The sequence below is a fragment of the Alteromonas sp. ABE4_545 genome (assembly GCF_056161325.1).
The window spans coordinates 318,887-330,011 of the sequence record NZ_JBSWYY010000002.1; the positions used below are offsets into that span (position 1 = coordinate 318,887).

6 protein-coding genes are annotated in these 11,125 nt (G+C 46.5%); all 6 read right to left on the minus strand.

The genetic code is table 11. The features are described 5' to 3' along the window. Positions 1-2 precede the first annotated feature (2 nt). The gene (locus tag ACXAH6_RS03855; protein WP_474875318.1) at positions 3-1,217 is read right to left on the minus strand and encodes a beta-barrel domain-containing protein; all 1,215 of its coding nucleotides are present in this window, start codon (positions 1,215-1,217) and stop codon (positions 3-5) included. Continuing rightward, positions 1,207-3,165, minus strand: a complete 1,959-nt coding sequence (locus ACXAH6_RS03860; RefSeq protein ID WP_474875319.1) for a peptidase domain-containing ABC transporter — start codon at positions 3,163-3,165, stop codon at positions 1,207-1,209. The genes ACXAH6_RS03855 and ACXAH6_RS03860 overlap by 11 nt, the downstream gene beginning before the upstream one ends. Before the next feature lie 174 nt (positions 3,166-3,339). Next, on the minus strand, positions 3,340-4,569 hold the full coding sequence (locus ACXAH6_RS03865; RefSeq protein ID WP_474875320.1) for a TolC family protein: 1,230 nt from the start codon (positions 4,567-4,569) through the stop codon (positions 3,340-3,342). A 1-nt stretch (position 4,570) separates the two neighbouring features. After that, positions 4,571-7,234 (minus strand): tetratricopeptide repeat-containing sulfotransferase family protein, encoded by a 2,664-nt coding sequence (locus ACXAH6_RS03870; RefSeq protein WP_474875321.1) that lies wholly within the window; start codon positions 7,232-7,234, stop codon positions 4,571-4,573. After that, entirely contained in the window at positions 7,222-7,887 is a 666-nt protein-coding gene (locus ACXAH6_RS03875) for a GNAT family N-acetyltransferase (protein WP_474875322.1), read from the minus strand. Before ACXAH6_RS03875 ends, ACXAH6_RS03870 begins: the two co-directional genes overlap by 13 nt. Positions 7,888-7,908: 21 nt before the next feature. Further along, on the minus strand, positions 7,909-11,125 hold a 3,217-nt coding region (locus tag ACXAH6_RS03880), incomplete at its 5' end, for a beta strand repeat-containing protein (RefSeq protein WP_474875323.1).

The window sequence follows — 11,125 nt, forward strand, 5'->3', positions numbered from 1 at the left end:
CGTTATTTTTCGCCAAAAGCCTGAGACAAGGTCTTTTTGATGGGCTTCAAAAGGAAGTCCATCAAACTGCGCTGGCCTGTTTTAATCGACACCTCAGCAGTCATGCCCGGTAACATATCAACCTGAATTCCTATTGTCGTTTTTATAGGTAGCGCCGTTGGAACAACATGCACCCGATAATAAATCTCTTCGCCTTGTGGCGTATCTTCTTTAAGCGTATCTGCACTAACGTAAGTGACTTTAGCATTCACACCGCCGTAAATTGTGTAATCGAAAGGGTCTAGGCGAATATCCGCCTCTAACCCAGGATGCACTCTTGCGATATCCTGCGGTGGCACTTTTACTTCAACAATCAACTCATCATCAACGGGAATGATTTGCATCAGCTCTTCCCCTGCGCGAAGTACGCCCCCAACGGTAGTCACGCGAATATTTTTTACAATACCCGGTACTTTAGCAATAAACACACTATCGGCTTGTTCCTGGCGACGACGGCGCAATACTTGTTCAGTTTGCCCTAGTTCATCTTCAGTTTTAGCCAGTTCTGCGCGCGCTTCTTCTAGATACTGATTGCGACGATTAACTAATTTTGCCTCTGCGGCATTCACCGCCTCTTTTGATTTTAAAACTTCAACGCTACTGACATCACCGCTCATCACCAAATCTTTCACGATTTGAGCGTTTTCTTCAGCCAACTCTACCGATACGCGAAGAGTACGAAGCTCTTCTTTTAAGCCAATTTGACGTTGTTTAAACAACGCCAGTTCAACCTCAACAATTTCAGGGAATTGTTGTTTAGCAGCCACTGGAAATGTTGGCTCTTCATTACCCATTACTTCAGCACGCAGACGAGTGGCTTTAATCATTAGTGCGTTATATCGTGCTTCAATTTCACCAACCGCCGCGCCTACTCGTGTTTGTTCAAGTGTTGCCAGTACTTGGCCGGGCTTCACTCGATCTCCTTCCTGCACATTTAATGCGGCAATAACACCACCATCAACCGACTGAATGACTTGTACACGACTACTCGCGATCACTTCACCTCTCGCTTGTGCCACTTCGTCAATTTCAAATTCCAACGCCCATAAAACAAAAGCAACAAAAGCAAAGGCGATAGGCCACACCACAATATTTAATGATCGCTGATGATAGCGAAGCAATGTTTTAGCATGTTGTGAGTTGTCGGCTTCTTCTTGGCGATTCAAATTAGATAACATGTTTATTTACACTTTGAGTCTGAAGGGGAGAAAACTGATTGGGGAACAGTTCGGCGGGGCTACCATCGCGTAACACTTCCCCATCTTTAATCATTAAGATACGTGTAGCGACATTTGCTGCCTGCATAGGTCGATGAGTAGATACAATCAAAATATCGTCGGGCCGCAGGTGTTTTTGAATAACTTGCCACACCGACTTCTCAGTGTCTAAATCCAATGAAGATGTAGGCTCATCGAGCAACCAAATACGCGGTTGTGACGCAATTACGCGATTAAGCGCAACCAACTGACGTTGCCCGCCAGACAGCCCTTCTCCACCTTCGGCAAGGGGCATATCCATACCAAGAGGATGATTTTGGGCAAAGGAATCAACCCCCAATTCGTTTGCGACTCCCATAATGTGGTTGTCACTTACTGTACCAGACAACGATAAGTTCTCTTTCAATGAGCCTTTAAACAAATGCACTTGTTGAGGTAAATAGCTAATTTGTGTATTCAGCAAGCGTGGGTCAACTTCCCACAAATCAATATTGTCTACCTTTACTACCCCTTCACTCGGACGATATAAACCAGCCAACAATTTCAACAGTGTCGATTTTCCACAACCAACGGGGCCTAATAACAGTACACGCTCACCTGCTTTGAAGCTGAGTCCATTCGTTTTAAATTGATGTGTAGGCGAGTTTTCATAAGAAAACCGGACTTTTTCTAACGACAACGTCGTAATCGGCTTTTCCAGAAACAACAACGACTGTTGGGGGCGGCGTTCTGGTTCTTTCGCCAATAACTCATTCACCATTTCCAATGAATGTGACACCGACTGCCATTGAATAAGGTTATTTACACTCTGCGCTACCGGATTCAGTACGCGACTCCCCAAAATACTGCATGCGATCAATGCCCCCATGGTCATGTCACCCGCTTCAATTAACGTTACACCAACAACAATAGCCGTAATGTAAGCAACGGTAGACAAGCTCGCTGTTGTTGATGAAGCAAAATGACTGAGCGATTTTTGTCGTACGCTGTAATTCGCAATAGACTGAGTTACGCGATGCCACTCTTGAGAAAAGCGCCATCCTGCGTTATTTGAACGAATCGTCTCTGCTCCGCGAACGCTATCTATTAGTAACCCCTGACGTTCATTCGAACGATTGGTGCGCTCTCTGATCAATTTTGACAGTAACAGCTGAACAACCAATCCAAGCAGTAATGCTATGGGGAAAAACAACCCATAAACCCAGCCTATCGCCCCACCAATAACACTGATAACAGCAATAAAGAAAAATGCGAAAGGCAAATCTATCAACCCAAAAATAATGCCCGAGGTAAAGAACTGACGCACAGACTCCATACTGTTCACTTGTGCGTTTAACGTACCTATGCTGCCGGGCTGCCGGTCGAGCCTGAGTGTAAGCAGGTGTTCAAAAATTTGCTGGCTCACCTTGCTGTCGACATCCGCAGCCAAGCTATCAATAATTTTCGCTCTAATGCGTTTTAATACCCAATCTAGCGCTATTACGATACCCATTCCGGCTACTAAAGTGGCCAAAGTAGCGTAGGCGAGAGTAGGAACAACCCGGTCATAAACCTGCATCGCAAATAAAGACGTAAATATCGCAAAAACGTTGATCACAATAGTGGCAATGGCAACGTTGCCGATCCACGCCTTATTTTGAAAAATAACAGAGCGAATTAGCTGCCCCGCGGTTGCTCCTTGGGTATCCGCAGAAGATTTACTCTTCGGCTGCCTAATCCAAAGCACCATACCGTGCTTGTCAGCATCTTCCATTGTTAGCTGAGCTGAGTGTTCTTCTCGCTTCAACAAAACGCTGTCGTCGTCACCATTTTCTGCCAACCACCATTGGTTATCGTAAAACATAGGGGCTGGTAAAAGTCGTCTATCGATACGCTGCCAAGGGATTAATGCCGCACGATATCCAGGCATATCCAATTGCTGAAACAATAAATTCAGACAAACTAACGGCTGGTCACTTTGTTGACTACAGATTGTCGAATACAGTGAGTCAAATTTTTTGGCCGAAACTTTTATATCTGCTGAAGCAAAATAGTCCCTCAATAAACCTTGAGGAAGGTTGGTTACCGTCATAATATGCTTAAACTACTGCTGAGTTGTTGTTATTGGCCACACATCAAGTTGGCCGGTTAGGGCGGCAAGACGCAAGGTATATTCAATTAAACTGTTTTCTGCTTGTACCGATGCCAATTGCTGTTCGGTTAATTCCCGTTGAATATTCAGTACATCCATCCACGCCTTTCGACCCGACTGGTATTGCCGCTGATAGGAATCCAACGTGGCATTCAATTCTTCAATAGCTTGCTGCAAACTCGTGATCACATAACGCTGGGTTTGACGGCCTGCAAGTAAGTCATTTAACTGATTCTGTAATTCAAACCGCGCCACTTGCACATCTCTTTTCGCCGCTGTTAGGCGAGATTGTGAGGCCTGTTCTTGACGGCGAGTGACAATGCCTAAGCCATCCAAACCACCTTCTACTAACAAAGAAACACGGGTTTCGTCAGCATAGAAACTACGGTCACTGAAATCGTGACTGAGTTGCACATATAAAGTTGGCATATAGTCAGACTGTTTGCGTACCACCTCTTTTTCAGCCAATCGAACAAGTTGGTTGCGGTAGTCCACTTCTGCGCTGTCGTTCAGTACATGACTGGTAATGTCTTCTTCTGCAGGTAGAAGCAAAAAAGGTTCAGGAATTGGTAATACTTGACTAATTGGCATTTGAGTCAGCGTTTGTAGACTTAATAAAGCGCTGCGCTTTTCACCTTGTAGTTTTATATTTTGGCCCTTTGCCTGGATCAAGCGAGACGTCGCCAATGCTACATCAGCTTCCGACGCTAAGTGGCCTTTTTGCCGCCGCTTTACCTGACCAAGTAAGGACTGATGCGTAGCAATATTCTGTGCGATGATATTTTGTTGACGTTGAATTCCCCACACTCTGGCATAAGCCACCGCAGTTTCTTCAACCAGAGTGCGTAACAACCGAGACTTGTCGCTGTATTCAACAGAAACGTCCTGCTTCGCGAAGGCAATATTGCTGTCTATGCGTCCAAATGCCCACAGAGGCTGCTTTATCGAAAGTATTCCGGTGTCTTCGCGGTTATTGTCTTGACCGTAAGAGGCCGTTAACGACGGATAACGCTGTGCCTTCGCCGCACTCAACCCAAAACGCTTGGCTTCGATATTTGCATCTTTACTGTAAAGCGCTGGGTGGCGTTCTGTGGTTGCCTGTAATGCTTTAACAAAATCAACTTCTTGGGCGTATCCCGCTATGGCCCAAAAAGCCCACAGACTCACAAAAAAACTCTTCATGTTAAAACTCAACTTCCATGGCAGTCGTGATCATTATATTTGTAAGTGGGCTTTCTTCTATTGGGTTGGGAGCTTCACTCGTTTCAGCGCTTTTGGATTTCAGCTTACTTTCTATGTCAACAGCTTTCGATTCGTGACCAAGCATTCTGTAAGCTTGAGGTAAATTAGTTGCCCACTCTCGATATTTCCAAGGCGCCAACTGCAATGATCTCTCAATTGACTCCACGCCTTCTTGAATATGTCCTTTTCGCAAATAAATCTCACCTATCAAATAATAACACCCAGCGTGCTGAGGGTTGTGATGCAGCATTTTTTTAGCACCATATTCTGCATCGTCCAGCTTATCGTCTTTATAAGCGTCAAATGCGTCGGTAAATATGCCGGGAATAGGTAGCGTTACCATATCAACGATTGGCTCAGGATTGATTTTAGCGTTTGTGCCCTTAATTAGCGGCTTTAAGTAGCGCTGGTAACGCTTCCACTTTGCCGTGGATGTTTTATAAATGGGCTGACGAACCTGTAACACACTGGCGGTTTTTACCGGACGGTCAAGTTCGTTAAAACTCAGTACCTGCGGCTCCCATTCTACACCAATGTAATCCAACATTTTACGCGCCATGCCTTTGGTGTCAGCAACCACATCTTCGTATTGAACTTCTAATATGTCGTCACCAAAGAGTTGGTGCCAGTGGTGCATTAATAAATTGTGATCGGCGAGCTGTTCACCAATATCGGTAAGATCGTACGCAAATCCCAGACCGCCGTGTTTGGCATGGAAGTCGATAAAATAGTTAGATAATGCTATATCTCGCGGATCGCGACGCACCGAGATAATTTTTGCATCGGGAAAAATCAATTTAATAAAGCCAATATTTTCAAAATTATGTGGCAGCTTATCAACTACGAATTTGGCACAGGGCTTTGCTATTGATGCCAGTTGTTCCAATTCCTGCATGATACTCTGCGCCAAAGCATGAGCAACTTTGGGCGTAATATCGTCGACACAATCGGGGTAATGTCGTCCACTGCCTGAATGGCGTTCCCATCGTTCTAACCGATGAATCCGCTCAGAAACGATATCCAGTTCGCCAGCGCCATATATTTTGCTATGGCTCGCCAGAATTTGTTCTACCAGTGTTGTGCCTGACCTAGGCATCCCTACCACAAAAACAGGCGTGGCGTTTTTCAAGCCGATATCACAGCGATGTTCAAACAACGATGAACAAAACGCAACGCGAATTCGCTCCACCTGATTTCGGTGCTGCATGGCTTTATAAGGTAAAAGCGGACGGTTATATTTATTGGCGGCATCAGCAAGCTTGAATGCACGATCATATTCACCCAGCTTTTCCCAAGCGGAAGCAAGTAAAAACATTTCTGCCGCACGTTGTGACGATTCGGCTTTAGCTAAAATGACATTTTCTGCCTTCGCCAATTCTGAAGGATCGTCCGGTGCTTTAATTCGCCATTGCAATGCTATATTGGTTTCGTCTTGCTCGGCAATATACTTCTGCTGGGTAAGCGCGTCGTCTAAATCACCTGTCAGCGTTAACACCTCCGCCAATTGCTTTCTGGCTGGCAAAAAGTAACTATCTTGTGCTAACAGATCTGAAAGCAGTGCCTTCGCTTGTGCGTAATCGCCAATTGAAGCATAGGCTTGCGCAACTAAACAAAGTCCATTTTTAGTTTGCTGATTGTTTAACGACGAATCATTCAGGAATGTTCTGAATTGATCAATTTCCTGTTTAATAAAATCACTGTTCGTCCGGCTCTGTGCAAGTTCCACATACGCTTGCATTTTTGCTCTTATGGCTGGCCAGCTTTGCGGCTGAGATTGCAATAGCTTTTCTGCCTGATGAATAACCTGCTGCCATTTTTTTTGTTGTGACAACAAATCTAACCGACACAGCAGAATGGCAGTGTTATCCGGCAACATCTCTAACAGGAGACTCAGAAACTCATTAGCTTGGTTAGTTTTAGCCGCATTCGAAAGCAACCGAACATAGTGCAAACTCGCTGCAATAAACTGTTGAGTATCTACCTCGTACAAATCAGCAAGCCAGGCTTCAACGTCGCCAAAACGCTGTTCAGCTAACCAAAGTCCCAATTGAATTTCAACTAATAGCGGTGAGCGGGTGATACACTGCCTATCATCACTACCGTGAATTTGGCTAAGTGCTTTTTCCAAAGCACTTTCAGCCTCGATAAATCGCTGGTTTTTTATCAGAAAATGTAGATATTGGTACCACACATTCTCTTTCGCTGGCGCTATAAATAAAGCTTGCTGATAATGATATTCCGCCTGTTTCAGTTCACCTCGATACTGGTAGCAATATGCTTTGCGCGTCTGCCAATCGTCGCTAGTCGCAGCGTAGTTCTCCGCAATTTGATCAAGAAGCTTATCCGTTGCAGAGAACTTGTTGAGTCGCAAGCAGGCACCAGCCAAGGCAAGTTTGGCATCATTATTTAACGCTGTAACCACTTGCTGAGCACGTTGCAACCAATAATAGCAATCAGAGATTTCACCTAAGAAAGTAGCGGCCAAACTAGCGTAGGCCAGGGCATTCGCATTACCAGAATGCTTCGCGCTGGCGGTAGCCTGAGTAAATAACTCCTGCCACCGTTCTTGCGCAAGTAGACTCTGTAATTGTGCTATTTCAGCCATGGTAGATTTAGCAGTTCCGTTTTTATTAATGAGGCCGGATTTTTTAGCCTGTGAGATGTTGCGCGAAAGCCCATTCCCTGCTGCTTTATGGCAGGCCATTCTGATTTTAATATGCCTACGACCACAGTGTCATACCAGCCACCCTGGTGATCTGGCTGAGACTGCCTATCGAATGATTCAATCGTCATGCCCATACGCATAGCGGCTGCAATTGAGGGTGTATTATAAGCGACAATTCGGGCCGTAATTTTAAGGCAAGCAGTAAAGTTAAACATAAACTCAAATACCGCTAAGGCACAGTGTTCCGGAATTTGCTTGCCATAGTAATTAGGCTCCCCGATAACCAGCTCTAAACTACAGAATTCTTTTTTAGTGCTCGGAGTAATGGTGGCGTAACCGACTGGCTTAGCATCCTGAGTCACTATTTCCCACATGTAAAAGCCAGGTTGAGTAAATTTTTTTACCCGTCTGACAATATCAAAACGGGTCAATGCCCGATTAGGGGATACATTTAACCCGTTTATAACATCAGAGGTATTCGCCCACACAATCATTTCATCCGGAAACGATTGGGGGGTCATTCGTTTAAAATGATATTTAGAGGTAACAAGCAAGTCACCTTCGGGTGACTTGCTAACGTTTATTGACATCATGTTTGTACCGAGAGTGTAACCTTAAGGCACCAACCCTTGCGAACTCATTATGCCACTGGATATCGCCACACCCGGTAAGGCCTGATTCAGGGTCATTCCTTGATCCGGGTTAGCACTCCATGTACCTGTCCATAGATCAACATTGCCATAACCACTCATATAGTAGTTACCACTGCCTCGCAAATAGACAGCGTACCACTTGCTTTCATATGCTCGTATATAGTTGCCGTTCGCATAGAAATAATCAGGCTCACCGTCACCATAATAGGTCACGTAAGCATTTGGGACATAATTTCCGCCATCAGATACGAAAAGTATAGTATCGTCACTGCCTAATGCTGAAGCATTTAACCACTGACCCCAATCACTCGAGGAATTATTGTTATTGTCGGTTTTAGCTGCTGAAGTATCTTCGTCTACCAGAATATAAATCGTATAAGTAACATTGGCGTCAAAGGTTCTGTTGGAATGCGATGAGCTACTTCCACCCACCAAATCAAACACCACAATTGAGGTGTCAACGCCGTTATCGAAGTCATCTGTGGTGGCCACATTGCCGGCTGAGTCGGTTAAGAAGCCTGCACTGATTTCTATTGAATCATTATCTGATCCTGTAAACGCATCAAAGTCAGTTGTGCCTTCCAGAATAGCCGCAGCAGTTGAAGTAAAGGTTACAGTTAACGTGCTGTCGGAATTCACTGTGACCGATTCAATATCGCTGTCGGTAAAACTTTGATTGTTGCTATCATCTGCATTGATATTCCATATCAATTTGGATATATCAACGCGATCGCTAACATCAGAACTACTGGTTTCCGTAGTTAATAGAATATCGCTAAAGCCACTACCCGTTAACGTAAGTGTGTTATTGGCAGTATCATAGGCTGCATCAGTAATGGTTGGACTGAAGGTGCTAACAGTAGTAATTGCTGCAGTAGAACTCATTGCGGTTGATACATTGCCGGCCGTATCGGTTTGACGAACTTGAATGTCACCAACGGCATAAGTGCTATCACCATCCAGCTCAAAGCTGGTGCCTGTACCGGTTGTCCAGTTACTGCCGCCATCCAGCGAGTATTCCCAGCTTACCGCGGCAGCATCAATAGTCACATTAATTGTTGTATCGTTGGTGACGTTATCACTGGAAGAAGCCCCTGTGTCTGACGCCAACGTCAGGCTAGGTGCCGATAACGCAGTCAAATCGATAGTAATGGCCGAGGTGTTCGAATCTGCCTCCGATGCATTGCCCGCGGTATCATATTGGCGTACCTGCACAGTACCAATGGCATAGGTTCCCTCAGCTAATTCAAAACTGGTGCCCGTGCCGGTGGTCCAACTAATGCCGCCATTGGTAGAGTACTCCCAACTGGCTGCAGCCCCATCCAGGACAACATTGATAGTCGCATCGTTAGTGATACTGTCAGAGGACGAGCTGCCTGAGTCAGTGGCCAGTTCAAAGTATGGCCCCACCAATGCGGTCATATCGGTTGTGATAGCCGCTGTATTACTAGTCACGCTGGAGACATTACCGGCGAAATCGGTCTGGCGCACCTGAATTTGGCCAATAGCATAGCTGGTATCATTGGCTAACTCAAAGCTGGTTAACATTCCACTGGTCCAGCTACTGCCGCCATCCAGCGAGTATTCCCAATATGCCGCCGCGCCATCAATGGTGACGTTCATGGTAGCATCATTGGTAAGATTATCAGATGACGAGCTACCGCTGTCCGAGGCCAACGCCAGACCCGGCGCTGCCAACGCAGTCATATCGGTTGTGATGGCCGCCGTGTTGCTTGCCACGTTGGAGACATTACCAGCATTATCGGTCTGACGTACCTGAATATCGCCAATGGCGTAGCTGGTATCGTTAGTCAGTTCAAAACTGCTGCCCGTACCGGTAGTCCAGTTGCTGCCACCATCAAGCGAGTATTCCCAACTCGCTGCCGCACCATCAATAGTGACGTTCACGGTAGCATCACTGGTGATATTGTCAGAAGACGAACTGCCGCTGTCCGAGGCCAGTGCCAAACCTGGCGCTGCCAACACGGTCATATCTGTTGTGATGGCTGCCGCGTTACTTGCCACGTTGGAGACGTTACCTGCGGTATCAGTCTGACGTACCTGAATGTCGCCAATAGCGTAGCTGGTATCGTCCGCCAATTCAAAGCTACTGCCCGTACCAGTGGTCCAGTTGCTGCCACCATCAAGCGAGTATTCCCAACTCGCTGCCGCACCATCAATAGTAACGTTTACAGTAGCATCATTGGTGATATTGTCTGATGACGAGCTGCCGCTGTCCGAGGCCAGCGCAAGACCAGGCGCCGACAATACAGTCATATCGGTTGTGATGGCCGAGGTGTTAGACGCTGTAGACACGTTACCTGCGGTATCACTCTGACGTACCTGAATATCGCCAATTGTGTAGCTGGTATCGTTGGCCAGTTCAAAACTGCTGCCCGTACCGGTAGTCCAGTTGCTGCCACCATCCAGCGAGTATTCCCAACTCGCTGCCGTACCATCAATAGTGACGTTTACAGTAGCATCATTGGTGATATTGTCAGAAGACGAACTACCGCTGTCCGACGCCAGTGCAAGCCCTGGCGCTGCTAACGCAGTCATATCGGTTGTGATGGCTGAGGTGTTTGAAGCCACCGTTGATGCGTTACCCGCGCTATCACTTTGGCGAACCTGAATGTCGCCAATGGCGTAGCTGGTATCGTTAGCCAGTTCAAAGCTACTACCTGTGCCGGTAGTCCAGTTGCTGCCACCATCCAGCGAGTATTCCCAACTCGCTGCCGCACCATCAATAGTGACGTTTACGGTAGCATCATTGGTGATATTGTCAGAAGACGAACTACCGCTGTCCGACGCCAATGCAAGTCCTGGCGCTGCTAACGCGGTCATATCGGTTGTGATGGCTGAAGTGCTGGAAGCCACCGCTGAGACATTACCCGCGGTATCGGTTTGGCGTACCTGAATATCGCCAATGGCGTAATTGCTATCATCCGCCAGCTCAAAGCTGGTACCTGTACCGGTGGTCCAGTTTACACCGCCATCCAGCGAGTATTGCCAGCTGGCGACGTCGGAGGCCAGAGTCACATTCATCGTCGCGTCATTGGTCAGATTGTCAGACGATGAACTGCCTGAGTCGCTCGCCAGAGCAAAGGTCGGTGCCGCCACCGTCATATCAGTGGTAATGGCTGCGCTATTCGACGTCACAGCAGACTCATTGCCCGCG

Coding starts and splice junctions, on each gene's coding strand:
- ACXAH6_RS03855 (WP_474875318.1), bottom strand. CDS start 1,217: ATGTTATCTAATTTGAATCGCCAAGAAGAAGCCGACAACTCACAACAT.
- ACXAH6_RS03860 (WP_474875319.1), bottom strand. CDS start 3,165: ATGCCTGGATATCGTGCGGCATTAATCCCTTGGCAGCGTATCGATAGA.
- ACXAH6_RS03865 (WP_474875320.1), bottom strand. CDS start 4,569: ATGAAGAGTTTTTTTGTGAGTCTGTGGGCTTTTTGGGCCATAGCGGGA.
- ACXAH6_RS03870 (WP_474875321.1), bottom strand. CDS start 7,234: ATGGCTGAAATAGCACAATTACAGAGTCTACTTGCGCAAGAACGGTGG.
- ACXAH6_RS03875 (WP_474875322.1), bottom strand. CDS start 7,887: ATGATGTCAATAAACGTTAGCAAGTCACCCGAAGGTGACTTGCTTGTT.